Origin of the sequence: Vibrio sp. SCSIO 43086 (assembly GCF_051132235.1) — a bacterium.
Taxonomy (GTDB): domain Bacteria; phylum Pseudomonadota; class Gammaproteobacteria; order Enterobacterales; family Vibrionaceae; genus Vibrio; species Vibrio diabolicus.
Genome location: NZ_CP072677.1, coordinates 210,696 through 237,361 on the forward strand (window position 1 = coordinate 210,696; position 26,666 = coordinate 237,361).

Annotated in this window: 28 protein-coding genes; 17 read left to right on the forward strand and 11 right to left on the reverse strand. The window is 41.5% G+C overall.

The annotated features are described in order from the left end of the window. Positions 1-10: 10 nt before the first annotated feature. Positions 11-1,066, reverse strand: coding sequence for a glycosyltransferase family 9 protein (locus tag J8Z23_RS00960; protein WP_434634497.1), 1,056 nt, complete (start codon positions 1,064-1,066; stop codon positions 11-13). A 107-nt stretch (positions 1,067-1,173) separates the two neighbouring features. Between J8Z23_RS00960 and J8Z23_RS00965 the strand changes: the two genes are divergently transcribed. From J8Z23_RS00965 to J8Z23_RS01025, 13 genes are all read left to right on the forward strand, one after another. Beyond that, a complete protein-coding gene (locus J8Z23_RS00965; protein ID WP_258643164.1) occupies positions 1,174-1,581 on the forward strand; it encodes a diacylglycerol kinase in 408 nt (135 codons plus the stop codon). Between the two features lie 11 nt (positions 1,582-1,592). Continuing rightward, positions 1,593-2,303, forward strand: coding sequence for a 3-deoxy-D-manno-octulosonic acid kinase (locus J8Z23_RS00970; RefSeq protein ID WP_434634500.1), 711 nt, complete (start codon positions 1,593-1,595; stop codon positions 2,301-2,303). Positions 2,304-2,441: 138 nt separating this feature from the next. Beyond that, entirely contained in the window at positions 2,442-3,509 is a 1,068-nt protein-coding gene (gene rfbB, locus J8Z23_RS00975; protein ID WP_150916121.1) for a dTDP-glucose 4,6-dehydratase, read from the forward strand. Then, the gene (rfbA, locus tag J8Z23_RS00980) at positions 3,509-4,381 is read left to right on the forward strand and encodes a glucose-1-phosphate thymidylyltransferase RfbA (RefSeq protein ID WP_150916123.1); all 873 of its coding nucleotides are present in this window, start codon (positions 3,509-3,511) and stop codon (positions 4,379-4,381) included. The genes rfbB and rfbA overlap by 1 nt, the downstream gene beginning before the upstream one ends. Positions 4,382-4,411: 30 nt before the next feature. Further along, positions 4,412-5,497 (forward strand): DegT/DnrJ/EryC1/StrS family aminotransferase, encoded by a 1,086-nt coding sequence (locus J8Z23_RS00985; protein ID WP_301659462.1) that lies wholly within the window; start codon positions 4,412-4,414, stop codon positions 5,495-5,497. Between the two features lie 27 nt (positions 5,498-5,524). Then, entirely contained in the window at positions 5,525-7,060 is a 1,536-nt protein-coding gene (locus tag J8Z23_RS00990) for an amino acid adenylation domain-containing protein (protein WP_434634504.1), read from the forward strand. 4 nt (positions 7,061-7,064) lie between these two features. Further along, positions 7,065-7,292, forward strand: a complete 228-nt coding sequence (locus J8Z23_RS00995; RefSeq protein WP_124007354.1) for a phosphopantetheine-binding protein — start codon at positions 7,065-7,067, stop codon at positions 7,290-7,292. 3 nt (positions 7,293-7,295) lie between these two features. After that, on the forward strand, positions 7,296-8,363 hold the full coding sequence (locus tag J8Z23_RS01000; protein ID WP_124007355.1) for a ketoacyl-ACP synthase III: 1,068 nt from the start codon (positions 7,296-7,298) through the stop codon (positions 8,361-8,363). Further along, on the forward strand, positions 8,364-8,579 hold the full coding sequence (locus tag J8Z23_RS01005) for a phosphopantetheine-binding protein (protein WP_124007356.1): 216 nt from the start codon (positions 8,364-8,366) through the stop codon (positions 8,577-8,579). 5 nt (positions 8,580-8,584) lie between these two features. Next, a complete protein-coding gene (locus tag J8Z23_RS01010) occupies positions 8,585-9,325 on the forward strand; it encodes an SDR family NAD(P)-dependent oxidoreductase (protein WP_124007357.1) in 741 nt (246 codons plus the stop codon). Next, positions 9,318-10,193 carry a formyltransferase family protein gene (locus tag J8Z23_RS01015; protein ID WP_301659465.1) on the forward strand — a complete coding sequence of 292 codons (876 nt, stop codon included), beginning with the start codon at positions 9,318-9,320 and terminating at the stop codon, positions 10,191-10,193. Before J8Z23_RS01010 ends, J8Z23_RS01015 begins: the two co-directional genes overlap by 8 nt. 3 nt (positions 10,194-10,196) lie before the next feature. Further along, a complete protein-coding gene (locus J8Z23_RS01020) occupies positions 10,197-10,826 on the forward strand; it encodes a NeuD/PglB/VioB family sugar acetyltransferase (protein ID WP_301659466.1) in 630 nt (209 codons plus the stop codon). 39 nt (positions 10,827-10,865) lie between these two features. Beyond that, a complete protein-coding gene (locus tag J8Z23_RS01025; protein ID WP_222132977.1) occupies positions 10,866-11,726 on the forward strand; it encodes a glycosyltransferase family 2 protein in 861 nt (286 codons plus the stop codon). Between the two features lie 28 nt (positions 11,727-11,754). On the opposite strand, the gene waaA is transcribed toward J8Z23_RS01025, so the two are convergent. From waaA to J8Z23_RS01075, 10 genes are all read right to left on the reverse strand, one after another. Next, complete coding sequence (waaA, locus tag J8Z23_RS01030) at positions 11,755-13,023, reverse strand: lipid IV(A) 3-deoxy-D-manno-octulosonic acid transferase (RefSeq protein WP_434634512.1); 1,269 nt, start codon at positions 13,021-13,023, stop codon at positions 11,755-11,757. Next, positions 13,017-14,072: a lipopolysaccharide heptosyltransferase II gene (gene waaF, locus J8Z23_RS01035; protein ID WP_420665423.1), complete on the reverse strand. Its 1,056-nt coding sequence runs from the start codon at positions 14,070-14,072 to the stop codon at positions 13,017-13,019. The genes waaA and waaF overlap by 7 nt, the downstream gene beginning before the upstream one ends. Then, the gene (locus J8Z23_RS01040) at positions 14,069-14,791 is read right to left on the reverse strand and encodes a glycosyltransferase family 25 protein (protein ID WP_086459294.1); all 723 of its coding nucleotides are present in this window, start codon (positions 14,789-14,791) and stop codon (positions 14,069-14,071) included. The genes waaF and J8Z23_RS01040 overlap by 4 nt, the downstream gene beginning before the upstream one ends. Then, the gene (gene lpxM, locus J8Z23_RS01045; RefSeq protein WP_017634970.1) at positions 14,788-15,774 is read right to left on the reverse strand and encodes a lauroyl-Kdo(2)-lipid IV(A) myristoyltransferase; all 987 of its coding nucleotides are present in this window, start codon (positions 15,772-15,774) and stop codon (positions 14,788-14,790) included. The genes J8Z23_RS01040 and lpxM overlap by 4 nt, the downstream gene beginning before the upstream one ends. A gap of 127 nt (positions 15,775-15,901) precedes the next feature. Continuing rightward, a complete protein-coding gene (gene rfaD / locus J8Z23_RS01050; protein WP_017634969.1) occupies positions 15,902-16,843 on the reverse strand; it encodes an ADP-glyceromanno-heptose 6-epimerase in 942 nt (313 codons plus the stop codon). 148 nt (positions 16,844-16,991) lie between these two features. Next, complete coding sequence (locus tag J8Z23_RS01055; protein WP_434634517.1) at positions 16,992-19,184, reverse strand: YjbH domain-containing protein; 2,193 nt, start codon at positions 19,182-19,184, stop codon at positions 16,992-16,994. Further along, on the reverse strand, positions 19,181-19,912 hold the full coding sequence (locus J8Z23_RS01060; RefSeq protein ID WP_256935923.1) for a capsule biosynthesis GfcC D2 domain-containing protein: 732 nt from the start codon (positions 19,910-19,912) through the stop codon (positions 19,181-19,183). Before J8Z23_RS01060 ends, J8Z23_RS01055 begins: the two co-directional genes overlap by 4 nt. After that, on the reverse strand, positions 19,912-20,601 hold the full coding sequence (locus J8Z23_RS01065; protein ID WP_301659471.1) for a YjbF family lipoprotein: 690 nt from the start codon (positions 20,599-20,601) through the stop codon (positions 19,912-19,914). The genes J8Z23_RS01060 and J8Z23_RS01065 overlap by 1 nt, the downstream gene beginning before the upstream one ends. Positions 20,602-20,683: 82 nt before the next feature. Further along, positions 20,684-20,917: a hypothetical protein gene (locus J8Z23_RS01070; protein WP_258459862.1), complete on the reverse strand. Its 234-nt coding sequence runs from the start codon at positions 20,915-20,917 to the stop codon at positions 20,684-20,686. Between the two features lie 161 nt (positions 20,918-21,078). After that, on the reverse strand, positions 21,079-22,416 hold the full coding sequence (locus J8Z23_RS01075; protein ID WP_074191941.1) for a hypothetical protein: 1,338 nt from the start codon (positions 22,414-22,416) through the stop codon (positions 21,079-21,081). Positions 22,417-22,987: 571 nt separating this feature from the next. On the opposite strand from J8Z23_RS01075, the gene gspG reads away from it, so the two are divergent. From gspG to J8Z23_RS01095, 4 genes are read left to right on the forward strand one after another with little or no spacing between them, the layout of a single operon-like run. Further along, positions 22,988-23,401, forward strand: coding sequence for a type II secretion system major pseudopilin GspG (gene gspG / locus J8Z23_RS01080; protein WP_301659472.1), 414 nt, complete (start codon positions 22,988-22,990; stop codon positions 23,399-23,401). After that, positions 23,398-25,062, forward strand: a complete 1,665-nt coding sequence (locus J8Z23_RS01085) for a GspE/PulE family protein (protein WP_301659473.1) — start codon at positions 23,398-23,400, stop codon at positions 25,060-25,062. Before gspG ends, J8Z23_RS01085 begins: the two co-directional genes overlap by 4 nt. Further along, the gene (locus J8Z23_RS01090; RefSeq protein WP_301659474.1) at positions 25,062-26,258 is read left to right on the forward strand and encodes a type II secretion system F family protein; all 1,197 of its coding nucleotides are present in this window, start codon (positions 25,062-25,064) and stop codon (positions 26,256-26,258) included. The genes J8Z23_RS01085 and J8Z23_RS01090 overlap by 1 nt, the downstream gene beginning before the upstream one ends. Further along, positions 26,259-26,663, forward strand: a complete 405-nt coding sequence (locus J8Z23_RS01095) for a pilus assembly FimT family protein (protein ID WP_033004862.1) — start codon at positions 26,259-26,261, stop codon at positions 26,661-26,663. It abuts the gene before it with no gap. Positions 26,664-26,666 lie beyond the last annotated feature (3 nt).

Below are 26,666 nucleotides of genomic sequence, written 5' to 3' on the forward strand. Positions count from 1 at the left end.
GACAGTAAGTTTACTGGTATTGAGGATACAAATCTTCTAAGACTTGATCGAACATGCTCATTACTTGAGTGTTAGTAATGCGGTTCATTGCCGTTTCATCTTTAGCGCGAGTTCGCCAGCTTAACTCGTGACTGTTTTTGCCTGTTTCCGCAAAGATCGTTGCTTCATACACTGAGACAACGTATTTTAGATAACGGTAAGGTCCTACTCGCAGCGGATTATGGTGTGCATAGAGCCCGATGATTGGCGTTTTCATTGCATTCGCCATGTGTGCTGGTCCGGTATCGGGGGCGATGACCATTTCAACCTTATCTATTAACGCAAGCATTTGCAGAATTGAACTTTGTCCAACTAAATTTAGACACGGTTCTTCCAAGCGAGATTGAATGGTCTCTGCCAGGTCCAATTCTACCTGAGCAGGGCTGCCTGCCAGAATCACGTTCCAGCCTTTTGCTCTGGCGTGATGAATCACATCCACATAACCTTCCGCGTTCCAGTTTTTATAAGCTTTGCTCGCACCAGGCACAATCAGCAGGTTAGGTTTACTACGAGAAATATGAGACTCTGCCCAAGCTTGGTCGTGGTCTGAATAAGAAAGTACCCAGTCCAGTTCTGCCTTTGGTACCCCAATTTGATGGGCAAAGGCCATTAAGCCATCTGCGACATGCAGAGATTGCGGGGAAGGCACTTTGACATTGGTAAATAGCGTCTGAAAATCTTGGCTTCTATCAGAAGAGAAACCAAGTTTGTATTTTGCTTTAATGCCCAACGTCGCGACACTCGCTCGAATCGCGTACTGCATATGCAATAGCGCATCAAACTCTCTGCCTTTCAGCTGTCGCCAAAGCGATTTGTAGCCATCGAGTCCTGCTTTTTTATCAAAAACAATCACTTCTACGCCATCAATGGCGGCTAATAACTGGGCTTCTAGTTTACCCGTTATCCAAGTAATCTGGGTCGAAGGCCAGTGTTTCTGAATAGCTTGAACGGTGGCGATGGTATTGCAAACGTCTCCAATAGCGGACAAACGCAAGATGCATAATGACGATGGGGCAGAAGTGAACATAATTATTGTCTGATTCGATGAATAGAGGCAGGTAAATTATGCAGACATCCCCAATAAATGTAAAATACACGGCTCGAATATAGCTAAGTACTGATAAGTGTTCTGCAATGTCAAAGATAACACCGCATCAATCGCAAGAATCTGGCAAACCGGGTAATACCGGGCTAAAGCGCATCGTTAAAGCGACGGGTTATTCGATCCAAGGATTAAAAGCGGCTTTTAAGCATGAAGCCGCCATTCGACAAGAGTTGGCTCTGTTGAGTATCGCTGTGATTTTGGCTTGGTTAGTGGATGTCGGCATGGTTGAGCGTATCTTAATGATCGGGGTCGTGGTGTTAGTCTTGATTGTAGAGCTTGTGAATTCAGCTATTGAGGCTGTGGTTGATCGTATCGGTATTGAGCGGCATGAACTCAGTGGTCGAGCTAAAGACATAGGCTCTGCTGCCGTTATGGTTGCATTGGTGTTCGCCGGATTTACTTGGTTGTATATATTAGCCAGCCGATATTTAGGCTAGAGGGTAAGCGCGTGACTCAACAGTATCAAAACAACAACCAAATGATCTGGTTTGATGACGAGATCATTACAGACCCTAGCCAACCGATATTTGATGCGGAATACTGGCAGTCCTTAGACAAGGTGGTTGGCAGTGCGACGGGTAGAGGCACGACTTGGTTTATCCAACTAGAGAACATGCAAGCAGCACTGCGTCATTACCGTCGTGGCGGTTTGTTTGGGAAGTTGGTTAACGATCATTATTGGTTCTCTGGCTGGGATAACACCCGTTGTGCGCAAGAGTTTCAGCTTTTGTTGGCGCTAATTGAGGCTGGGGTGCACGTTCCTCGTCCAATTTCAGCAAGAGCCGTAAAGTCAGGGCTCTTCTATCAAGCTGATTTATTAAGTGAGCGAATCCCAAACGCCAGAGATCTGGTTAGTATCTTGCAAGAACAATCGTTATCGGCAGAAATGTATCAGAAAATAGGGCAAGAAATTGCCAAGATGCATCAGGTTGGCGTTAACCATACCGACTTGAATATCCACAATATCTTGATCGACGACAAAGATAAGGTATGGATTATCGATTTTGATAAGTGTCGTTTTGAAACTTCTGGTGATTGGAAAGATCAAAATCTAAATAGACTCCTGCGTTCATTTAATAAAGAGCGTTTAAAGCGACAGATTATTTGGCAAGAATCCGATTTTGAACACTTTCAGGACGGTTATGCTTCTCAATCTTAATTGAGTTTTTTATCATTTTATATTGATTGCCCTAAGTAAGCCTTTCTTGTGTCCAACGACGCTCGAGTGAGTCCATAAATTACAATCATAAGTATTCATGTGTATCTGATGACACACAAATTAACGTAGGTAACATTCGTGAAGAAAATATTAGTAACCGGTGGAGCTGGTTTTATCGGCTCAGCTGTTGTCCGACATATCATTCGTGACACTCAAGATACTGTTATCAATTTAGATAAACTGACCTACGCAGGGAATCTAGAGTCATTGGTTGATGTCTCAGATAGTGAACGTTACTACTTCGAGCAAGTGGATATCTGTGACCGAGCTGAACTAGACCGCGTGTTTTCAGAGCATCAACCCGATATGGTGATGCATTTAGCGGCTGAGTCTCATGTCGATCGTTCTATTGATGGTCCTGCTGCTTTTATTGAGACCAACGTGATGGGCACTTACCATTTGCTTGAAGCGGCGCGTCAATATTGGTCGAACCTAGATGAAGCGCGCCAATCGGCATTCCGTTTTCATCATATTTCTACGGACGAAGTGTACGGCGATTTAGAGGGGACGGATGATTTGTTCACCGAAACCACTTCATACGCGCCGAGTAGCCCATATTCCGCATCTAAAGCGTCGAGCGATCATCTGGTTCGCGCTTGGCAACGTACTTATGGCTTACCGACACTTGTCACCAATTGCTCAAACAACTATGGCCCGTACCACTTCCCAGAGAAGTTGATCCCTCTGATGATTTTAAATGCCCTCGACGGCAAGCCGTTGCCTGTGTATGGCGATGGTATGCAAATCCGAGATTGGCTGTTTGTGGAAGATCATGCACGCGCGCTGTACAAAGTGGTCAACGAAGGTGAAGTCGGTGAAACCTACAACATTGGTGGCCATAACGAAAAAGCCAACATCGAAGTGGTGAAAACCATTTGTGCTTTGCTTGAAGAGTTGCGTCCAGAAAAACCGGCCGGGGTCGAGTCTTATGAATCTTTGATCACTTATGTCAAAGATCGCCCTGGTCATGATGTGCGCTACGCAATTGATGCCACCAAGATCGCTCAAGAGCTTGGCTGGACGCCAGAAGAAACGTTTGAAAGCGGTATTCGCAAAACCGTGGAATGGTACCTCAATAATCAGCAATGGTGGCAACGCGTGCTTGATGGTTCATACAGTTTAGAGCGATTAGGAGCGGGCGAATAATGAAAGGCATTATTTTAGCAGGTGGCTCGGGCACTCGCCTTTACCCTATAACACGCGGTGTCTCTAAGCAGTTACTGCCGGTTTATGACAAACCAATGATTTATTACCCGTTGTCGGTACTCATGCTTGCGGGTATTCGTGAAATCTTGATCATCACCACGCCAGAAGACCAGGAGGGTTTTCAGCGCCTATTAGGTGATGGTTCAGAGTTTGGCATTGAGTTGCAATACGCGATTCAGCCAAGCCCAGACGGCTTAGCCCAAGCCTTCATCATTGGCGAAGAATTCATTGGCGATGACTCAGTATGTTTAGTGCTGGGTGACAACATCTTTTATGGGCAGGGGTTCACTCCTATTCTTCAGCAAGCTGCGATGAAGAGCCGTGGTGCGACGGTATTCGGTTATCAGGTTAAAGATCCTGAGCGATTTGGCGTTGTAGAATTTGATGCCAATATGCAGGCGATTTCAATTGAAGAAAAACCAGTAAAGCCTAAATCCAATTATGCTGTCACTGGGCTGTATTTTTATGATAACCGAGTCGTCGAATTGGCAAAAAAAGTTAAACCTTCAGCTCGTGGTGAGTTAGAGATTTCGACGCTAAACCAGATGTACCTTGAGCAAGGTGACCTGAATGTTCAATTACTAGGGCGAGGTTTTGCTTGGTTAGATACTGGAACACATGAAAGCCTGCATGAAGCCTCTTCGTTTGTTCAAACCATTGAGAATGTTCAAGGCCTGAAAGTTGCCTGTTTAGAAGAGATTGCGTGGCGCAATGGGTGGTTAACAAGGGACCAGCTACTATCTATTGCAAAACCGATGCAAAAAAATGATTACGGACGTTACCTTTCCGAGTTAATCACCGAACAAAAATAGCACTACTCGTTAGTTGCAATGAGATATTAAATGATGAGCAATGAAATTGTTCCTGTAACAAAACCATATCTACCGTCAAAAGATAAGTATAAACAATATGTTGATCGTGTGTACGAGAGCGGTTGGTTGACCAATAGTGGTCCTCTCGTTAAGGATTTAGAATCTCGACTAGCTGAGTATCTTGGTGTTAAGCATGTTATATTGGTTGCAAATGGCTCATTAGCACTTCAGGTTGCTTATAAGGCATTAAATCTTACAGGAGAGGTGATCACAACACCTTTCTCTTTTGCTGCGACTACAAGCACGCTTAGTTGGGAAAACTTAACACCCGTTTTTTGTGATATTGAAAGTGATACCTTTAATATAAATCCTGATTTAATTGAAGACCTTATTACAGAAAAAACGTCAGCAATAGTACCGGTGCACGTGTTTGGTAATCCATGTAAAGTCAATGAGATTCAAGCTATAGCAAACAAGCACGGTTTAAAAGTTATCTATGATGCCGCTCATGCCTTTGGTGTGGATCTAAATAAAGAAAGTGTATTAACGCACGGTGATATAAGTACATTAAGTTTCCATGCTACAAAGTTATTCCACACGATAGAGGGTGGAGCTGTGATTACGCAATGTGATGAGCTAGCAGCTAAAGTACGCACTATGATTAACTTTGGAATAACGGGACCGGATTCAATAGAAGGTGTTGGAACCAATGCCAAGATGAATGAGTTTGAAGCCGCTATGGGTCACTGCGTTCTAGATGATATAGAAAGTATCATGACTAAGCGAAGAGGCTTATGGCAAAGTTATCAAACTCACCTTTCTGATGTTTTCCAAATGCAACATTGGTTGGATAGCTCAAAACCTAATGGTGCGTATGTACCAATTGTGTTTGATTCGGAGCCGTCATTACTTAAAGCTAAGGCTGATTTGGAAGCGAATAACATCTTTCCAAGAAGGTACTTTTATCCGAGTTTAGATCTCGTTGATAGTTATGGTCATGAAGGAACTCCATGTGAGGTTAGTCGCTCGATCAGTAAAAGAATCTTATGCTTGCCTATATATTTTGATTTGCGTGAATCAATGGTAAGTACAATAAAACAAATACTTAAAAAATAATGAATGGTTGCAAAAAGAGAGTATAAGATGAGAAATAGCATCCTGAAGTATCTACAAGCATCGTCGCTGAAATATCCAGAAAATAATTGTGTTTCGGATTCGAGCCACTCTTTGACTTATGCAGAAAGTACAGCAAAGTCATATGCTATTTCATTGCAACTAAGAGAACAGGGAAGTTTAAACAAGCCGATTGTCGTGTTTGCGAAAAAGTCTGTAAACGCACTGTCCATGATCTTTTCTGCGACAATGGCTGGAGGAATTTACTGTCCAGTAGACATTAACTCGCCTAAAGAGCGACTACTAAAGATCTTATCTAACCTTCAAGACTGTATTGTTCTTTATGATGAAACGTCAGGAAATGTATTAAATTCATTAGAACTAGATAGTTCAATTTCAACTATTAATATCGATGAAATACCGGCATCTAAGCTACCTATACAAGATATTTGGGTTGATATCGAAAAGTTTAATCAAGCCGTTATTGATAGAGACCCATGCTATATAATTTTTACTTCAGGCTCTACGGGCACACCCAAAGGTGTCACTATTTGCCATTCTAGTGTTATTGATTATATTGACTGGGCTAATTCTGCCTATGAAGTGAGCAAGGTTGATATTATTGGTAGTCAAGCACCACTATTCTTTGATAACTCGACTCTAGACATCTATTTGGCGCTGTCGAATGCGGCAGAGTTGCACGTTATCCCTGAAAGCGTGTTTATTTTTCCTCAGAAAACACTTGAATATTTAAAAGAAAAAGCAATAACGACGATCTTCTGGGTTCCTTCATTGCTTGTAAATATTGCGAATCTTAAGTTACTTGATCAGTTTCAATTGCCATGCTTGAAGAATGTATTTTTTGCTGGGGAAGTTATGCCAGCGAAGACGATTAAGTACTGGTTAGATAAGCATCCTAATGCTCATTACTCTAACTTGTACGGACCAACAGAAATTACCGTTGATTGCACCTACTATGATGTGCCGTCAGACTGGGACGGGGATAGCTTACCTATAGGGATACCTTGCCATAACTCAGGCATTTTAATCCTAGACGAAAACGACCAGCGTAATGATGAAGGTGAATTGTGCGTTCGAGGCTCTAGCTTAGCGCTTGGTTATTGGGCTAACTCAGAAAAAACAGAAGAGGTATTTTGTCAAAACCCTCTTCAAGATAAATACATTGATATGATCTATCGTACCGGAGACTTGGTTAGACTTATTGATGGTTTAATTTATTATATTGGTAGAAAAGACTTCCAGATTAAGCACAATGGCTATCGTATAGAACTTGGTGAAATTGAGTCTCAGATCATGGAGCTAGATGCTGTCGAACAGTGTGTTGTTGGTTATTTATCAGAAGATAAAGTGCTTTATTCTTTTGTTCAATGCAGTAGTTCAATGAGTGAAGTTGAGCTTAAAGTTGCACTGACGAAACGTTTACCAAAGTACATGATTCCAAGCAAGATTGGCTTTGTACAAGAAATGCTTTTTACGCCAAATGGTAAGTTAAATAGAAAAGCTTTTTCAGAGAAAGCGCTACAAGAATTTGTAAAGGTTAAATAGTAGTATGTGTGAAAAAATTATAGCAATCCTAACCACAATGAAACCAGAACATGAGTTTGCTAAAGATACTGAACTTTTTGAGTCAGGTCTGTTGGACTCTTTTGATTTGTTAGTCCTAGTAAGTGAGATCGAAGCTCAGCTAGCTATTTCAATCCCTGGTGAAGGTTTGGTTCCTGAGAATTTTGTTTCGCCGCATGTTATTGGTGAGTATCTTAAAAAGATTCAAGGTTAACTTATGAAAAGTGACATTGGCAATATCTCGCTGAAAGGGATAATCGCAGCCGTCCCAAAGCATATTTCTTACTTTGATGATGAGATAAAAAACTACTCACACACAGAGCAGAGCTCTAAAAAGCTGAAGAAGCTAATGGGATACAATCAACATCATGTTGTTTCAAAAGAAACGGCGCTCACTGATATGATTTTTCCTTTGCTTGAGGACCTGTCAACCACTCTTGGGTGCGACTATCAGGATGTGGATGGAATTTTGGTGGTAACTCAAACCCCTGATTACCCTATTCCATCAACGGCTTCGATAGTACATGGTGCTTTTGACTTTAAAACCGATTGTTATTGCATGGACATCAACGATGGTTGCAACGGTTATATTCGAGGTTTGTTTGAAGCTTCGAGCCTAATTCGTAATAGTGATGCGCAAAAAGTTTTGCTAATTGCTGGTGATGTTTTAAGCCGTAAGGTTTCTTTAAAAGATCGTAATTCATACCCTCTTATTGGGGATGCAGTTACTATCTCTTTAATAGAAAAAAGAGCGGAAAATGTGAAGGCTCCTCTTGAGATCAAACATGATGGTAAAGGAGCGAAAGCTTTAATGATCCCATCTGGTGGTATGGTACACCCTTGTACGTCTGATACTGCCACTCTTGCCGAGGACGAGGAAGGGAATTGGCGTTGCTCTGAACATTTGGTCATGCAAGGTAGAGACGTTTTTACGTTTACTCAAACAACGGTAATCAATTTTATTAAAGAGTTTATTGAAACGAACACAAAACCAGAAGAGATTGACTACTTTTTCTTTCATCAAGCAAATAAGTTTATCTTGGATCGTTTCCGTTCAGCACTGAAGGTAACGGAAGAGCAGTTACCTTCAGAGGTAGTGACTATTTATGGTAACTCTTCGTCCGCAACTGTTCCAATGTCGATTTTATCATCTTGGATGAAGAATTCGGGCTTTGAGGGTAAAAAAGCACTATTATCAGGCTTTGGTGTAGGTCTGAGTTGGGGGGCGACCTTGGTTGATCTCAATGAACTTACACTATGTAAACTAATTAAGTTGGATGTATAAATGACTGTTTTTTTGGAAGAACTAGCTGAGATCCTAGAGTTGGAAGTAGAAGAGCTAACTCCTGATTTTGAATATCAAGAAACGGGAGAGTGGGACTCTTTAGCCCAATTGTCTCTTATCACTTTATTCGCAGATGAATATCAAGTAGAAATTGGGCACGGTGATTTAATTGAACGAAAAACTGTGGGTCAATTGCTCGAGCTACTTCCTCAGTAATTTCGATGAAAAGAAAAGTTCTTATCACAGGAGCGACTTCAGACATTGGCTTGAGTATTGCTCACAAACATGTTCAAGAGGGAAACTTTGTGATCCTTCTTGGACGTAATAAAGAGAGCCTTAAAATCGCAGAGGAATCTTTAGGAAAAGATTCCTCTGCCGCTTATGTTTGGGATTTGAAGTCTCCTTCATCATTAAAACCGCTGTTGAAAAAGATCGTTACTGAGCAAGGTAAAGTTACCGATCTTATCTGTGCTGCGGGCTACCATAAAATCTTGCCGTTGAAGTTAGTATCGGATGAAGAGCTTCTTTTGACTATGCAAACGAATGTGAATAGTCACTTGCTCCTTTGCCAGCTTTTTTCGAATGCTTTGTATTCAGATAAGTCTCAGGATAGAAGTATTACACTGATTTCTAGCATTGCCCATTTCGTTGGTGAGCCAGGATTAGTTGCTTATTCTGCAGCAAAAGGTGCATTGATTTCTGCAAGTAAATCAATGGCTAGAGAATTAGCTCCGCGTAAAATCAGAGTAAATACCGTTTCGCCTGGGTGGGTTGAGACCAAGCACACAAAAGATGTAGCGGTTGATTTGGGCGAAGCAGCGCTTGAAAAGTTACATAACCTATATCCTTTAGGTTTAGGCAAACCTGAAGATGTTGCAGAGGCCTGTTATTTTTTGAGTAGCAGAGCGTCTCGCTGGGTGACTGGTTTAGATCTTGTGATTGATGGAGGGCGCAGTGTCTAAATTAAAGTTTGAAACCGTAATCGTGATCGGTTTTGGTAAGATAGCTCAAGACGTAGCTTCCAAGCTTCTTCAATATGATGTGACGCTGAAATTGTTACAGACAGAGATGCAACCTTTTTCTACTCTTGAGTCATTTGCGCAAAAACACGACGTCGCATATCAATTTAAGCATACGAAAGAAGAAATCGAGTCTTCGTTACTCAGGTGGCTATCTGGTAATACATTAATCATCAGTGCGAATAATAACTACCTTTTTAAAGGGAAGTTACTGACTTTAAAGAATGTAACTATTATCAATTTTCATAATGCACTTTTACCAAATTTACGAGGAAGAAACGCACCTAGTTGGGCTATTTTTCATCAATTAGAAAAAACAGGTGTCACTTGGCATTATGTTGATGAAGGTGTAGATACTGGTGAGGCTATTGCTTTTTCGGACGTGTTAGTTGATAAGCATGACAAAGCATATCAGGTTGCTCATAAATGTATGCATGCAGGACTGGAAGCCTTTTCAAACGTAATTGATGAATTGTTGCAAACAGGAAGTACTCCTTGCTTGGCTAAACAGCCATTGAGGTATGACTATCTGTACCTGTCCAAAGATATTCCCGGAAATGGCTGGCTAGATATAAAACAATCAACGCTTGAGAACTATCGCATATTGAGAGCATTAGATTATGGACCATTTAAAGTTTTTCCTAAGGCTCTAATTGATAATGATGGTGATAGATACTCTGTACGTGCTTATCAGTTTATTGATGAACCAAACGATAAATCTGTAAATAGTAGTGAAAATAGCATCGTGATAAATGATGAGTTTGGCTTGTTAAAAATACATGTTGAAAAAATCGAGATTGAGCAGGGATAAATAATGTCTAATCCAATTATTATATTTGGAGCTAGCGGTCTAGCTGCGGAAGTGTACAGCTGGATACAAGATGTAAATGATATTCGTGAACGTTTCTTGTGCTTTTGTGTGACTGACGAATATTTTGTATCAGGAACAACATTTTATGGTCACGAAGTAAAATCAATCTCCATGCTAGATGATCTTGAACAGTTTGATTTTATTTTGGCATTTGGAGGGGAAGGTTATGCTCGCGCTAGTATTGCCGAAATGCTAAAAGATAAAGGCGGCAATGCTATCTCGTTTATTCACCCTAGTGTTGTGTTGAGTCCATTTTCTTTGATAGGTGAGGGTGTAATTATTAACCCAAACTGCAGCATCTCTCCTGGTGCAGTTATTGGTGACTTTTCGCTTATCAACTGTAATTGTGCTATTGGACATGATGTCAAAATTGGTCGCTATACCTCTTTACTAGGAAGCAATACCATCAATGGTTATGTAGAAATTGGTGAGAGAGTATTGATTGGCTCCGGAGCAACTATCCACCCTAAAGTTAAAGTAGCAGATGATGCGACAGTTGGCATGGGGTCTGTCGTATTTACCAAAGTGAGGTCAAATACCACTGTTCTAGGTAATCCTGCTAAAAAGATATAACTCTTCTTAATTAAATAAAGTAGAAGACAGAGGAATAAAATGTCCACCAAAGTCTCGGTTATTTGTACTTGCTATAATCACGAAAAATATATTGAGCAGACACTTTTATCTATACTTAATCAGACAGTAGACTTTGAATACGAGTTGCTTATACATGATGATTGCTCTCCTGACAATAGTCGAAAAATTATCGATAGAGTTTTTAATGAGTATTCTGGGAAATGCCAAATAAAGAGAATTTATCCAGAGGAAAATATATATTCTAAAGGATCATCAGCTGTACTTTTTAACATGTTGCCTCATGTTGATGGGGAGTTCATAGCTTTTTGTGAAGGTGATGACTATTGGGTTGATGACAACAAGCTTCAAAAACAGCTTGAAGCTTTGGCAAGCCATAAGGATATTAATGCTTGTTTTCATCCTTCTTTGACTTTGCTAAAAGACCAGTTGGTTGACAAGAAATACGGATACCAAGGCGATTTAGAAAAGAAAATATCTTATCAGTATGTCATTAAGAAGGGCGGAGACACTATGCCTATGGCATCGATGTTTATTAGAAAAGAGCCGTTTTTTGACCTAATTTATCAACATGAAGACTTTTTCAAGCTTTATGGCGAGCACTCTGTGTTGCAGATTATCAATAGTATCGAGCAAGGCGCCTGGTACCTCCCTGAAAAAATGTCGGTTTATCGTAGCATGCATGAGGGCTCTTGGAGTCTCCAGCAAGCAAAAGACCCAATGGCAGAAGACCGAGAGTTTGAACAATATAAAATCCGTATTCTTGGTTTGAACAAGATCTATCACTATAAGTATTGGACATGCTTTTTAGGTATATATCTGAAAAAATCGAAAAAACACTACCTAAAGAAAATAAAGCGTTGGTTTAAAACTAAAGCTTAAAATAAAGCCGAGTTAATACTCGGCTTTTTTAGATAGAAGAGGTGGCTGTGGCGGTACGTTGTAAGGAGCCTGAGTTTGCTAAAATAAAATGAACAAGCTCTGACGTGATGCGCTCATGAGCTGAGACGTCTTTAATTAGAGCCATGATAGCTCTTGCCAGTTCATCCTCATTTTTCACAATTTTGATGAGGTTGTTCTGCTTCATTTCATGTACGATTTCTTTGAAGTTAAAGAAGCTTGGACCATTGATAATAGGGACGCCCAAAGCAGCAGGCTCTAGCACATTGTGCCCACCAACCTTATCTCCAATTAGGCTTCCACCCATAAAGCAGATGTCCGCTGCGCCCATCAACGTTAGCATCTCACCCATTGTATCGCCGAGATATACTTGAGTATTCGTCTCTACTGCATGCGTTGAAGTACGACGCACAGTGTTAAAGCCTTGCTGTTGGCAAAGCGTGAATACATCATCAAATCGTTCTGGATGGCGAGGAACCAAAACGAGTAAAGCATTTGGATGAGATTTTAAAACTTGTCTATGTGCATCTAATACCTGTTCGTCCTCGCCTTTGTGGGTGCTAGCGGCAATCCAAATCGGACGATCGTCTCCAAGCTGGGCTCGAAGCTGCTGTCCTTGCTGTTTCACTTGCTCTGATATTTGAATATCGAACTTAATAGAACCGGTAACGGATAGTTTCTTTTTCTCGACGCCTAAGCGTTCAAAGCGCTCGGCATCTGAAGCTGTTTGGCAGAGTACTTGAGTTAGGCATGGATGAAGTTGGTTAAAAAGCCGCTGTATTTTGGCGTAGTTCTTACACGATTTTTCAGATAGGCGCGCATTCACGACAGTTATAGGGATACCCGCTTTGTGAACATTGTGAAGCGTGTTTGGCCACAGCTCAGTCTCAATGATCAACATCTGTTTTGGTTGCACTGCTTTAAGAAAACCTTTGATAGCGAACCCAAAGTCAATTGGCATATAGCGGTGTTCAACTAAATCACCCAACTTAGCAATCTGTTCAGCTCCGGTACTTGTTGTTGTAGTAACTAGAATAGATTGTTCGGGGTTTTGTTCCTTAAGGGCTTTGATTAAAGGTGTTGCTGCTATGCTTTCACCAACAGATACGGCATGTATCCAAATAGGTTTGTCGTTGCTTTTTAGCTTGGGAGTTATGCCAAAGTGCTCTCTCCAGCGAGAGCCGAACTTAGGCTTATTTGGTTTGCTCTTGTACAAACCAAATAAAAGCAGCGGTGATGCTAGAGCGAGTAGTAAGGTATAAACAATACGAACTAACATGAGCTTATCGTAATGGCGTCAAGTTTTTGGATACTATCTAGCACTTGCTTAGGCGAAAGTTCTGTCAAGCACTTAAGGTGTTTGTATTGACATTCACGCTGGAAACAAGGGCGACAATCAATATCGGTATGAACAATCTCCACTTTTTCTGCGAGTGGGGGGGTGTACTTCGGTGAAGTTGAGCCATACACGGCAACAACATTACAACCAACCGCAGCAGCCACATGCATTAAGCCTGAGTCATTCGCGACAACAGCCTTGCATGCAGCAAGTAGATCGACCGCTTCAATTAAGCTGGTTTGGCCTGCTAGAACATGAATGTTCTCATGGAATTGCGTCGGGACAAGTGCGCGGATATTGTTACAAGTCTCTAAGTCTTTTTGAGAACCAAACAACCAGATTTGATGCCCAGATCGAGCCATTTGCGTCGCAACTTCAGCGTAGTGTGTTTCGGGCCATTTTTTGGCAGGACCAAACTCTGCTCCTGGGCACAGTCCAATGATTGGTTGGTCTTGCGTTAAGTTGAACTTTTTGAGCGTGGCTTGTTGCTCGGCCGCGTTGATTGCAAGGCGTGGGCGGGGCAAGGTTTCAAGCCCGCCAAGGGAGTTGGAGTCCACCATCTCTGCTTTTGGATAAGCTAATGCTACATAGCGTTCTACCATGTATTGAAAAGACTTCATGTTGGGGCGTAAGTCATTCAATAAACCATAGCGCATTTCTCCCTTCCAGCCAGTACGAAGAGGAATGTTGGCAAACCATGGGATCAGTGCTGATTTCGCCGATTTAGGCAAGATATAGGCGTGGTCATATTGCTTTTCACGTAATGATTTACCAATTTCCCTGCGGCCTAATAAGTTAAATTCACCATGACCGATAGGCATTTCAATCGCTTGGTGGATTTCAGGCATACGCTCAAGAATCGGTTTACACCATCCTGGAGCGATAACGTCAATTTGGCTATCTGGATGACGTTGCTTTAATACGATATATAACGATTGCGACATTACCATATCGCCGACCCACGCAGGGCCAATGACTAAAATCTTCATGCTTTGTTTTTCCAGTATAGGAATTTCAAAATTGACTCATAAGTTCTAAAAAGTTCAGCGTATATTTTATTCGCAAGAGTCATTTTGGATTTATCTTTTCTTTTACCACCAATCGTCGAAGCAATCTCAGCTCTAGTAAAAAGATCTGGAGACACGCTGTAAACTTGGACACCATGTTTCCATGGTTTTTCCATGTAGTCATCGACTGGTTCAATAAACTCTTGAGCATGCATAACAAACTTTGAGGCTGCCTTAGGTGTGACGATATAAGCGGTGGTACCACAAGTTCCAGCAGAGTAGCCCCCTAGCATATGATTATCATCAATAGGTACGATTGGGGTGAATACACGCTTCTGAGTGGCAGACAACTTGATGTAGTCATAGTTAGAAGTCAATGGAAGGGTATGTTCGAGTACTTGCTTTAGCCCCTCTACGGGGTCGACGTTGTCTTCTAAGATGACGATCGGTTCATCAAGCTCAATACAGCGAACCCACAACTCGTAATGGCTTGCAAAACAGGCGACTTCACTAGTTTTTAATTGATACCCTTTACGGCGTAGAGTAATGGTTGGACGACTTTTTTCTGAATGAAGAAAACTGTTAACAGAGCCATCTACGGCATCAAAAAATTCAAACGTAATGCCTTGTTGTTTTAACTTTTCTTCAATACGTTCTCGGCGATCCAGCGATCGAGCCAAGCTTACGACAAATACTTTCACTGCACTTTCCAGTCGCTGTTATATCTTGGTTTAAACAAATTGTAATAGTTATTGCCGTCTTCTTGAGAGTGCAGCAACTGCAGTACCCACATGTATTGTTCGGGTTTATCACCGACAAAATATTCAATGGCTTCATTACAGGTACGAGCGTCTTGCTCTTCGCCTTTATCCAGCTCAAACGCCGGTAAAATCTCAATATCAAACGTACCGTCTTCTGTGTTCATCGACGCAAATAGAGGCAATACTTTTGAGCGTGATAGTTTTGCAATTTTGCCTAAACCAGGTAGCGTTGCTTTACGTGTGGCAAAAAAATCGACAAACACACTATGCTCTGGGCCGTGATCTTGATCGGGTAGATAATACCCCACATAGCCATCTCGAATGGATTTCAGAAAAGGCTTAATGCCACCTGAGCGTTCATAAACACGACCACCGTATTGAACTCTTTGCTTGTGCATCAGCCAGTCAGCAACATCATTCTTTTGTTTCTTCGCCATTGCAGAAACTGGCATTCCCATTGAAGCGAGCAAGATAGCAGGCACATCAATTGCCCAAGAGTGGGGAACCATTAAAATCACATTTTCGTTGTTATCAATGTGCTGTCGTAAAATGTCTAGGCCGCGAATTTGGCAACGGTTCTGAAGCCACTTTGGTGAGCGTAAACTTAGTAACCCGAAGCGAAAAAAGAACATGGCCGCTGTGTAGAGTGTTTTTTCTATCAAAGCTTCACGTTCTTGGAACGACTTTTCCGGAAAACACAGCTCAAAGTTAACCCTCGCTCGGTGAGCTGGCCCCTTGTGGGATTTCGACAGTTTTTTGGCTATGGTTTTCGCCAACCACTTTTGTAAACCCAGTGGCATTAATGATAAAGGTAAAAATAAGATAACGCCTAACCACGTGCCCCAGTACTTAGGCGACAGAAAGTGGCGCTTAAACTCAGGGTTATATGCTTTAGGGTCGAAGTCATCACGTTTTATGGTCATGGCGTGTCTAGTTACCTATTCGTGTACGGGCGAAGTGGTTTAAATGAGAAAAAAGATAGTTAGGAATGATACAGGCTATTGCATTTGAGTAAAGGTGGCAGGTTATGGTTCTACCACCTTGTGGTGCTTAACTGTTTTGGATAGTCAAGTATTCGGCAACGCCTTCTGCAACTGTCTTGAATTCAACATCACAGCCTGCGGTGCGCAGTTTGGTCAGATCCGCTTGTGTGAATTCTTGGTAAGCGCCTTTTAGGTGCTCAGGGAATGGGATGGTTTCAATTTGGCCTTTGCCATGATGCTTGATAACTGCTTTTGCTACCTCTTCAAAAGATTCAGCACGGCCAGTACCACAGTTAAAAATGCCTGATACGCCGTTTTCTAAGAACCACAGGTTTACTTTACAGACATCACCAACGTAAACGAAGTCGCGTTTGAATGATTCGCTGCCCGCGAACAATTTAGGATTTTCACCTGCGTTAAGTTGGTTGTTTAGGTGGAACGCAACTGATGCCATGCTACCTTTGTGGTCTTCACGTGGGCCATATACGTTGAAGTAGCGGAAGCCGGTGATTTGAGAAAGGGTCTCACCATGTTCTTCAGCGTCTTGCCATAGGCGACGAACGTAGTTATCAAACTGCTGTTTCGAGTAACCGTATACATTCAGTGCGCCTTCGTATTCGCGTTCTTCAACGAAAGTATCTGTATCGCCGTAAGTGGCTGCTGAAGAAGCGTATAGGAATGGAATCTCGCGATCTAAACAGTAATGAAGCAGCTCTTTAGAGTACTCGTAGTTGTTTAGCATCATGTACTTACCATCCCACTCAGTCGTTGCAGAGCAAGCACCTTCGTGGAAAATTGCCTCAATCGGACCAAAATCATCGCCCGCCATAATTTGGGTCAGAAAGTCGTCACGATCCATGTAATCTGTGATGTCCAGATCAACTAAGTTCTTAAACTTTTTGCCATTTTTTAGGTTGTCGACAACCAGGATATCGTTAATACCAGCTTCGTTTAGTGCTTTAACAATGTTGCTGCCGATCATGCCAGCGCCACCAGTTACGATGATCATAGAACTTCCACCATAGATTAAAATTTTCTCAGGAATTCTAGCAAGAAACGAAAAGTAGCGCTATTGGAAGCAGGAAGATAGGTTTGAGTCTTCTATTGCTCAGTATCTAGATATGAAAAAGGGAGCCTCAGCTCCCTTGATTACTTTATTATTCCACATCCGAACGGTTAGGTCTTTGGTACCAAGGATTTCGTTCGTCGGTTAACTCAATTAAGCTGTATTTGCGGCCGAGCTTCTGCCCTCCGTCACGAGTAAGAGGCTGCCAACTAAAGTTCGCACGATTGTTACTTGGCTTAACGGTCATGATGTCAAACGGAATCGACAAGTAGAAACCTTTAGTAAAACTACCTTCACCAAATTCATCCGCAGACAAGTCTGTAAATGAGGCAAAGGCGCCAGCAATTACGCCACTCTTGAACTGCTTAGAAACATTGATTTGTGTACCAACATCGCCAGCTAGGAACTGACCAACATCGACTTGGATCATCAAATCTTGCAGGAATTCCCATTGAGGGTAGTAGTAACCAGATACAAAACCAGTGAATCCTTTATCAATAACTTGGAACGGACGTCCATATTCTGGCACGTTTTGCCATTTCTCATCGTAAACACCGAAGTAACTTTGTGGATCACGTTGAGAAATTAAGTTGACGTCAGCGCCAATCGCCCAGTTAGCTCCTTGTGGTCGGTAAAGAAACTCGGTACCGACTCCAGCAAACATGCTCTCCAGATAACCCGCGTAGAATTGCTGATCCATGGTATTGGAATACTCTTGGAACCAAGTCAATTGTAGATTTGACATAGTTACAGCATGTTCATTTTGGTAAGCGCGGAACATGGTGCGAACACGAGGAACGGTAGTGCCATCAGGTGGAGTGACATAGATAAACTTATCGTAGTTGTTATACCAATCCCAGTATAACGAACCGCCAATTTCAAGGTTGTCCGTCAGCCAGTATGAGGCATTACCGCTTAGCCCTACACTAAAGAGGTAGAAATCTTCTGCGTTACCGAGAGTTTGAACAAGCTTAGGTGCAAAACCCCAATCAAAACGTTCAAAACCATCATAGACAGACTCTCCACTAGGCTTATTGCTAGCTTTTTCGGTTGCATCTTCTATTTTCGGATTGATGTAATTAACTTGGGCAAAGTCGCGATATTTCTCTTTGGAAATAATCGTTTGTTCGCCGACTAAGCCTCGGCTGCGTTCATTGATCGCATAGGTATCAATATCGTCAGGCATTTCATTGTGAAGTACAGCCGCCGCTTTTTCGTGTGCCTCTGTACGGTCACGATATTTCTTCTGCTCACCAACGACAGTTACTGTATTGTCATCAACATAAATACGCGTGTTTTGGTAACCAGCAATTTTGTCTAAATCTTCTGTTACGCGTTCCCAGTCAACATCAGACAGTTCTTCTGGCTGATTGCTTTCTACTTCTGGTGTTGGTGTGTCTCGCCAGAATGATGGCATGTCATTGAAATTAGTGTTTAGCGTTAAGCCCGCGACCAACGTGTCGCCGCGTTCATAACTTAAACGAAAATCGGCCATTCCGATACGGTAGAGCACACCAAAGTTCCATGGTGTATGGGGGGTCATATCAACGTCTGCGCCCACAACTGCATAGTCTGTAGAATAATCATTGCTGTCGTACTCAACTTTAAATCGTAAAGGAGTATGCAAAGTCTGGAATTCTACGCCACCAAATAAAGCCGCGGGCCCTTTGAATGCTCTTTCAAAATTAGTTGTGCCGCCTGAGTCAAGAAACTCGTCAGAACGCTCGCAGAACTTATCTCCTAACTTACAAAATGGGTTTGTTACATTATCTCGGGTACCTAAGTATCCCCAGCCCATACCAAGTGTAAAATCAAAAGTACCTAAGTTAGGGTTGGAGTAACGTTTTGTTGCCGCGATAAATTCAGCATCGAAAAGGCCTGTACCTGCGAAGTCTCGAACACCAACAGACAGTTCAGGTAGATACTGAGATTCTTGCATCAAGCGAATCTTAAAATCGATTCCTTTATCTGTGTAGTCGTTGTCTACTCCAGGAAAAGACGATGAGTATGGTAGATCCCTCACCTTGGTGTAGCGTATGGTGCTTTCTAACCAAGGTAGTACTTGTAGGGTGACGTTATAAAACAAATACTCATTACTACCGGTAACTGAAAAATTAAATTCGCCTTCATCAGACATCCTTGCGGTGGGCATCTGCATTAAACCAACACCACCGAAATCCATCTGAGAAGGGGTTAAACCTGGTGCTTCAAAAGGCACTGATTGAGCCAACACTGCTACAGGGCTCATTAGTACAATGGGTAGACAATTTGGAATGAGCTTCATAAGGCTGTATTCATGTTTATCAAAAGTTCAACGATAGCTTTATCTAAAGGTGACTTCTCAAATTTGTAAAATGGAATGTAGATAATAGTGCCAGGTGGAAGAGAGTAACTTTTTGTCTTCCAGTTTCCAATGTGCGATTGTGTTAGTTTGCCGTCAGGGTAAATAAGTACAGGAGCGTGTTCTAGATTTTTAAATAATGCTGTTTCATCATTGAATAAACTACTCAGGCTCATGTTTTCTTCAGTCGAGATAGTTTCAATTTTAGGGGTATTACCCAATACAAGTAAAGGTCTTCCTCGTTCACCAACTGAGAGAATATACTTTCCTTTTAGAAGAGGATTGTTTTTTTTATTTAAACGAATAGTATCTAAATCAATATTTGAAATGACTCTTTTAGAAGTACCAGAACGTTGAATTAAATTAAAAAGTTCCGTCTTGTTGAGCTTATATTCTTTCATCAAATCAAGGGCACGCTCTTTGCTGAGTCGAACTTGTTCTACATCAGAAGGGTTCAGAGAGAAAAGCGTAGTTGATAAGGGGTAAGTTATATAGACATTATGCTGTTCGAGAGCCGTTAAAGCTTGGTGTAGTCGTGTTGATGATGAAAACTTGAACTCTTGGTTTGAGTTGGAAAGTTTAAGAGTAAGATAATCGTCTTTTACTTGTTCTGAAGCATATAATGGGAAGTTCACAAGTATAAAGAAAAATGTAATAGTAATCCTAAACATTATTTTTTCTCCGTATACCTTTTAAGGAAAGTAATTTCAATTGGTTCCATATTAGGACCAAGGTATTGTCTTGTTTTTAGAACATTTCCCGAAGTATCAACCCAGTATCTATTCGTAATTTTAGAGTCTAAAGCTTTAAAATAAATGCTTTCTTCAAATATCTGAGCTGGAGAGTTATAGAGTGCGGTTTCTACCGTTGAAGTAATACTTTTAGATAACTGTGCTGTAGCAGAATAGTTGTAGCGATACTTAGGCATCCAATCATAAGTTAATGAATAGCTATGAATAGTATTTACTTCATTAAATTTTGGATAAGTGCCGGATATAGCAACTAGGTTGTTTTTCTGTAAGCCTATTGTTTTTATGATACGTCCGTTCTCTGTCACAATCATTGACTTATCAGCGCTGACCCATTTTAATTGTTTGGTTCCTGTGACTTTGTTTTCTTCAGCAAAAGCTAGCACAACGAAGACTTGCTTTTGAGAGCCTATTCTCAGGTATGCACTAGCATAAGGTACTTGTTTTATCTCATCGGATGTTAACTCTACATCTATATAGTTTGAGTATGCTTCTTCTACCGTTGCGGAAACATCATTAAACTTTTGCGTACAGCCCGCCATCAATAAAATTGATATAATGATCAAGAGCTTTGATTGAGTGTTACCCTCATTACTTCTCATTTTACCCATGCCGTCCTCACCTTGGGTTGGATGCAAATAAAATCGCCCTGAAAAGATCAGGGCGATTAACTTCTTTATCAGACAGTTAAGATTAGTTAGAAACTGAAGCTGAAGTAGAAGTAGAAGTAGAAGTAGAAGAGCTGTCTGAGTCAGACGCTGCTACTGCAACTACAGTTACAGCTGCTGCTGCGCCGACAGCTACAGCCGTTGTACCAGTTGCAGATGCAGATGCTACGCTAGCACTGCCTGCTTCTGTACCTGTTTCAGCGAAAGCAGAAGTAGAAGCACCTAGTGCCACTAACATTGCCAATGCGATATTTTTCATAATTATTCCTTGCAAGGTTCAATAACATCGATGTGAGGGGAAACCTCAGACTGCATTTTAGGGTATATATGCATATGTTGTAAACAGTTGCTTTAAGCCAGAGTAAACAAAAAAAGCAGGCCGAAGCCTGCTTTTGAACGAGTTATACTAAAAGTATTTAATTACTTTTTGTATTGGTCGTTGATTGATTGAACGCGAGAATCGCCTTGACGGTAGTAAGGTACGATGCTTACGTTTTCTTCATCAGCGTCAGAGATGAACGTGATGTTTAGTTTAGTTGCTTCAGTGATACCTAGAGCAGCCATAATATCAGCTTCAGAGTACTTAGTTACAGTCTTAGGAGCAGCGTTAGCTAGTGTACCAGTGTACTCATTGCCGTTGTTGTCGAAAGCAGAAATGCTTACTTCAGCAGCAGCTGAACCATGGTTAGAGTACTCAACGTTTGAAGAAAGATTCTCGTAACCTACTGGTAGGTAAGGTACATTAACTACAGATGCATCCAATTCCCACTGACCTAGATCAGCTGCTTGTGCAAGAGTTTTTGAACCTGTAGTAGTTGGACTTGTAGCTAGGTTGCCATACTCAACGTCTGCGTCGATGGCAAAGCTAGTAAGGGCGATTTTCTCACCAGAACCGTTAGTGAATGTAATAACAGTTGATTTATTAGCATCTAGAGCTGTAAGAGTAGAAGTGAAACCAGCAAGTTTAGAATCAACAATTACTGCAGCTGGGTTAGTAGCTGTTGTACCTGTGATAGCAAATGCTGTCTGATCAGCTTCACCTAGGTGTAGATCTGCAGAAACTTTGATATCTGAGTCGACAGTGAATGCTGCTACATCAAATTCGCTAGCTTTATCCAAGATGTTAACACGAGCGACGTCTTTTAGGTCTGACTCGTCAGCCGCAAACGTTGCAAATGTCTCTTGGTTTACGCGCTCAACGCGGTTGTTGTACTCAGTTTGAACTGCGAATGAGTACTGAGATGCTTCTGTTGCAATCACAGCAGAACCTGTTTCGATCTCTGCACCACCTAGGTTAGATGAGTAATCTAGGTTTGAAGAACCTGCAATTGACATGTCTGCAATTGAAGTACGGAACGCAGAGTTAGCGATCATCGGGTTACCTAGGTTAACATTAAAGCTAATTGTTTTAGCTGTGTTATCAACTGTAACCGCATCAAATGTAAATGAACCAGTACCAACATCGAATGTTAGGTCGTTACACGTGAAAGTACCAGAGTTCAAACCTGAACACGCACCGCCATCAACACCTGATAAATCAACGTTTTCGCTGAAAGAAAGAACAATTTCTGCACCGGCAGAGTGATCTTTTTTAACAATAGTGTCAAAAGTTAGGACACCATTATACTTTAGACCTACTTCTTTCGCTTCAGTAGAGATTTTTACTGAATCACCGTTTACTGAGATATCAGCTGCGTTTGCGCTGAAAGTACCAGCCACTGCTAGCGCAACAAGAGATGCGTTAAATAGCTTTTTCATTTGAAAATTTCTCCAATTTCATGAAATCGGTGTCATGAAAGTCTAACCAAAAGTTATTGTTTTCCATAACTGCCAACTAAAAGAGATTTTGCCATTACCGACGAGGCAGCATTGCCACCCGGGTTGGAACTAATGATGCCCGTGACACCGATCAGGACAAAATCTAATTATTGTGTAGCTACCCCCTCCAAAGGTTTAACTACAAGCAGAAATATAAAGGAATTAAATACCAACATCAACTACTGAAACTGGGTTATTGTCAAAAAAAATTGTTCTAACTCACACTTATGTCAGTAAAATGTTCGAAGATATAGTTTAATTTATAAAAGTGTCATTTATCTGTTCAAATAATGTTCAGGCGTGACGTTTTTATAACGTATTCTGTTGGTTTTATAATTAGTGGCGCTATTATTGGTATTGTTAATAATATTTTATTGACAAAGTTGTGCATTGTCTTATTAACGGTTTTGTAATGTTGTTTTGAGCAACTGATTCTATATAGAGAAGTGGTATGGATTTAAAAATGGCTATGATAATATCGCCTTCCAATTGTCTATCTGGGAGCAAACTTGTGGTTGTTAATTCTTTAGGTTCTCGCAAACGTGGTTTCACTCTAATGGAACTACTGATTGTTATTGTAATTATGGGTTTGTTGATGTCGTTAGTCGCTCCAACGATGTTTTCGAAGGTTGGTGCTTCTAAAACTAAGACAGCTGAAGCACAAATGCAGATGATGGCAACAGCCTTAGATGTCTATCGCCTAGACGTTGGTAACTATCCTTCTACTTTAGATCAACTTCGACAAGATGATAAAGCTGGATGGGATGGCCCTTACCTTCCAAAAGCTATTCCTCTAGACCCTTGGAATCGAGTATACATTTACAAAGTGCCTGGTGAAAACGGTGCACCATATAGCCTTAGAAGCCTAGGTGCTGATGGAGTTGAAGGTGGGGAAGGTGAAGCGGCGGATGTGGTTTATCAATGAGTCAAATTGAGGCCATCTTCAGGTCGCACTTCGATGTCTCTAGTGAAGATTTAGTGAAAGCTCGTCATTTCCAATCGCGGAATGGCGGGCAACTAGAACAGATTTTAGTCAACATAGGCGCGTTGACAGAAGAGAATCTTCCTGAATTTTACGCGACTTACTTAAAGCTACCGCTTATCACTGGTTTCAAATTGCCACAAGATTTGCTGTTTGAAAACGGTGAAAAGTATTCTGCTTTGCAGAACATGGGTTGGTTGGTTGCCAAAAGAGATGAGGGTGAACTCGTTGTTTTTGCACAAAACCCCCTTCACCCAGAAGCTATTGAGCTTTTATCAAGCTTGGTTCCAACCGAACATGTCCAGTTTGTTGTTGTAAGTGAGTCTCAGTTTGATGAGCTAATACAATCTCATGTTTCTGATGGCGAGAACTCTGATGAAAATGACTTCAACAACCTCAGTTCATTAGAAGAGGACAAGCTGAGAGAGCTTGCTTCTGAAGCTCCAGTAGTAAACCTTCTTAACGGCCTGATCACGAAAGGTTTAAAACTTGGTGCATCTGATATGCACTTAGAACCGAGTGAAAATACCTATCGAGTGCGAATGCGTGTTGACGGCGTACTCCATGAAGTGGAAAAAGTTCCCGCTCGCTTGAGTGTGCCGATAATCTCACGATTGAAAATTCTCTCAGGTATGGATATCGCGGAGAAACGACGACCTCAAGATGGCAAGATCGCAATTAAGATCGCGAATGAAAAACTAGACATTCGTGTATCAGCCCTGCCTCTTGCAGATGGCGAAAGCATGGTTTTGCGTTTCTTGCGACAACAGTCGATTCGTTACGATATTGGTAGTTTGGGTTTATCCAGTGATATTCAAAGCGCTATTCTAGGCGATATAAAAAAAACAGCAGGCGTGGTATTGCTTACTGGCCCTACAGGCTCAGGTAAAACGACCAGCTTATATACCTTTCTGAGTTTATTGAACGACGAATCTCGTAAAATCATTACTTTGGAAGACCCTGTAGAATATCGTCTAGACGGTATTAACCAAGTACAAGTTCAATCGGATATTGGATTTGGCTTTGCTGAGGGCTTGCGTTCTATTGTTCGACAGGACCCTGATGTCATTATGCTGGGTGAGATTCGTGATGCAGAAACGGCGCGTATTGCAATGCAATCTGCATTAACCGGACACTTGGTGTTTAGTACAGTACATACCAATGATGCTCCTTCAGCGTTTACTCGTTTACTCGACCTTGGGGCTGAGGAGTATTTGTTGAATGCGGCGTTGGTATCTATCGTAGCTCAGCGACTGGTTAGGAAGTTATGCATTCATTGTGCGGAGCCGATCGACCCTTCAGAAACATTGAAAAGGCACCCAACACTGGCAATCTTAGCCGAAAGAAGTGGACATACGCTCAACCTAAAGCAAGCAAAGGGATGCGAACACTGCGGGAATACTGGTTATAAAGGTCGTATGGCGATAATTGAATACATGTCTATTGACGATGAGATTCGAGCCCTCAAGAAAGACCAACACTTTCTGCAAAAAGCCATCGCTTATCATAGAAGTATTGGTGGTCGCGGTTTGACTGATGATGGGTTATTAAAAGTATCTCAAGGACTTACAACCATCGAAGAAGTTATGAGGGTGGCTAACTAATGAAGTTTGACTATCAGGCGTATGATCGTCATGGAGCCAAACATAATGGTGCAATTGATGCGTCTTCACTAGAGGACGCAAAAAAACAGCTCAAGCAACAAAATTTAACGGTCGTAAAGCTACAAGAGACACTGGCAAATAACCGTAGCAAGGCGAGCGGGCCAATTAAACCATTAACGTTGAAAGAGCTAGAAATTATGACATCTGAGCTTGCTCTTTTACTTGAGAGTGGTGTTCGGATTGATAGAGGTTTAGAAATATTGGCAAAAGGCAGTGAGAGTAACTTAGGCCGCGTCATGTCTCAACTTGCCAGTGCTGTTCGAAAGGGGGACTCTTTATCTTCTGCAATGTCAAATCTTAAAGGTTTTGACCATGTCTATGTCAGCTTGGTTAAAATGGCGGAAGAGAGCGGTAACCTACCTCTAGTATTTGGTCAGCTAGCCAAAGAACTTAAGTTTAAATGTGAGTTGAAAGCAAAAATCATTCAGTCACTTACCTATCCGGCAGTGATTTTGTTTGTTTGTGTAGCCTGTATTTTATTTGTCTTTAACTTCATAGTTCCGAGAATGAGTGGGTTATTTGAGCAAGCAGCGGAGTTACCTGTTTATACAGAAATGCTCCTAGGGTTAAGTGCTTGGATGCAAAGTTACCAAATCTACTTGCTGATTGGAGTCATCGGGTGTGTGTGTTTTACTCTTCACTTAGCTAATACGGGACAGCTTAAGTCTTGGGTTTCGAGGGTTTTTAGTCAAACGCCAGGCCTTAAGAGCTCAATATTGCTTGTTAATCGAATTCAAGTCAGTAGTTCAATGGCAATGCTATTAACTAGTGGAGTGAAGTTAGATCAAGCTTTGAAGCTAGCTTGTGATGGAATCACTTGGATTGAATTACAAAATTCACTCAATGCGGCCCGTAGCAAAGTGAGTGGTGGCGAGAGCTTAACGTTAGCTCTGTCAAATACAGAGTTATATTCAGATCTTTCTCTCTCTTTAATTGAAGTTGGTGAAGAAAGTGGTGAGCTAGCCAGGGTTTTTGACGAGGTTGCACATCGAAGCCGAGCTGATTTTGAATCTTGGACGTCGAAATTAACTTCTATTCTTGAGCCATTGATGATCCTTGTTATGGGCGGGATTGTTGGTGGTGTTGTTGTGGTTATGCTTTTGAGCATAACTTCATTGAATGATGTGGCGATTTAAATGCACCCACGTGGCTTTACTCTAATAGAGCTATTAATTGTTTTGGCTCTAATGGGACTTGCAGCCTCATTAGTTGGGCCAGCTACAATTGCCCAAGTTGAAAAAGCTGAAGCCAGAGCTGAACTACAAAAGCTAAAAAGTCTAGTTCGCAAGACAAGTAATCTTGCGTTTAACCGTGGTGGTGATATCGGGCTATATGTTCGAAATAATGAGCTAACGTTGTTGGATACTTCTCAACAGCCCACAAGTGAAAAGCATATTACTTTTAAATTTCTAGGTTTTCCGGAAGAGCAAATGGTGGCCTTTAATCGCAATGGATATCCAGATCCTGAATATCTCATAGTTGTGTTTAGAGGCGCTCGTCAGGAAATCAATTTATTCCGCCTCGTCGAAGCGACAGATTGATAT

Bases quoted from the DNA above. Each gene is read 5' to 3' on its own strand.
- J8Z23_RS00960 (WP_434634497.1), bottom strand. From the start codon at position 1,066: ATGTTCACTTCTGCCCCATCGTCATTATGCATCTTGCGTTTGTCCGCT.
- J8Z23_RS00965 (WP_258643164.1), top strand. From the start codon at position 1,174: ATGTCAAAGATAACACCGCATCAATCGCAAGAATCTGGCAAACCGGGT.
- rfbA (WP_150916123.1), top strand. From the start codon at position 3,509: ATGAAAGGCATTATTTTAGCAGGTGGCTCGGGCACTCGCCTTTACCCT.
- J8Z23_RS00985 (WP_301659462.1), top strand. From the start codon at position 4,412: ATGATGAGCAATGAAATTGTTCCTGTAACAAAACCATATCTACCGTCA.
- J8Z23_RS00990 (WP_434634504.1), top strand. From the start codon at position 5,525: ATGAGAAATAGCATCCTGAAGTATCTACAAGCATCGTCGCTGAAATAT.
- J8Z23_RS00995 (WP_124007354.1), top strand. From the start codon at position 7,065: ATGTGTGAAAAAATTATAGCAATCCTAACCACAATGAAACCAGAACAT.
- J8Z23_RS01000 (WP_124007355.1), top strand. From the start codon at position 7,296: ATGAAAAGTGACATTGGCAATATCTCGCTGAAAGGGATAATCGCAGCC.
- J8Z23_RS01005 (WP_124007356.1), top strand. From the start codon at position 8,364: ATGACTGTTTTTTTGGAAGAACTAGCTGAGATCCTAGAGTTGGAAGTA.
- J8Z23_RS01010 (WP_124007357.1), top strand. From the start codon at position 8,585: ATGAAAAGAAAAGTTCTTATCACAGGAGCGACTTCAGACATTGGCTTG.
- J8Z23_RS01020 (WP_301659466.1), top strand. From the start codon at position 10,197: ATGTCTAATCCAATTATTATATTTGGAGCTAGCGGTCTAGCTGCGGAA.
- J8Z23_RS01025 (WP_222132977.1), top strand. From the start codon at position 10,866: ATGTCCACCAAAGTCTCGGTTATTTGTACTTGCTATAATCACGAAAAA.
- waaA (WP_434634512.1), bottom strand. From the start codon at position 13,023: ATGTTAGTTCGTATTGTTTATACCTTACTACTCGCTCTAGCATCACCG.
- waaF (WP_420665423.1), bottom strand. From the start codon at position 14,072: ATGAAGATTTTAGTCATTGGCCCTGCGTGGGTCGGCGATATGGTAATG.
- lpxM (WP_017634970.1), bottom strand. From the start codon at position 15,774: ATGACCATAAAACGTGATGACTTCGACCCTAAAGCATATAACCCTGAG.
- rfaD (WP_017634969.1), bottom strand. From the start codon at position 16,843: ATGATCATCGTAACTGGTGGCGCTGGCATGATCGGCAGCAACATTGTT.
- J8Z23_RS01055 (WP_434634517.1), bottom strand. From the start codon at position 19,184: ATGAAGCTCATTCCAAATTGTCTACCCATTGTACTAATGAGCCCTGTA.
- J8Z23_RS01060 (WP_256935923.1), bottom strand. From the start codon at position 19,912: ATGTTTAGGATTACTATTACATTTTTCTTTATACTTGTGAACTTCCCA.
- J8Z23_RS01065 (WP_301659471.1), bottom strand. From the start codon at position 20,601: ATGGGTAAAATGAGAAGTAATGAGGGTAACACTCAATCAAAGCTCTTG.
- J8Z23_RS01070 (WP_258459862.1), bottom strand. From the start codon at position 20,917: ATGAAAAATATCGCATTGGCAATGTTAGTGGCACTAGGTGCTTCTACT.
- J8Z23_RS01075 (WP_074191941.1), bottom strand. From the start codon at position 22,416: ATGAAAAAGCTATTTAACGCATCTCTTGTTGCGCTAGCAGTGGCTGGT.
- J8Z23_RS01085 (WP_301659473.1), top strand. From the start codon at position 23,398: ATGAGTCAAATTGAGGCCATCTTCAGGTCGCACTTCGATGTCTCTAGT.
- J8Z23_RS01090 (WP_301659474.1), top strand. From the start codon at position 25,062: ATGAAGTTTGACTATCAGGCGTATGATCGTCATGGAGCCAAACATAAT.
- J8Z23_RS01095 (WP_033004862.1), top strand. From the start codon at position 26,259: ATGCACCCACGTGGCTTTACTCTAATAGAGCTATTAATTGTTTTGGCT.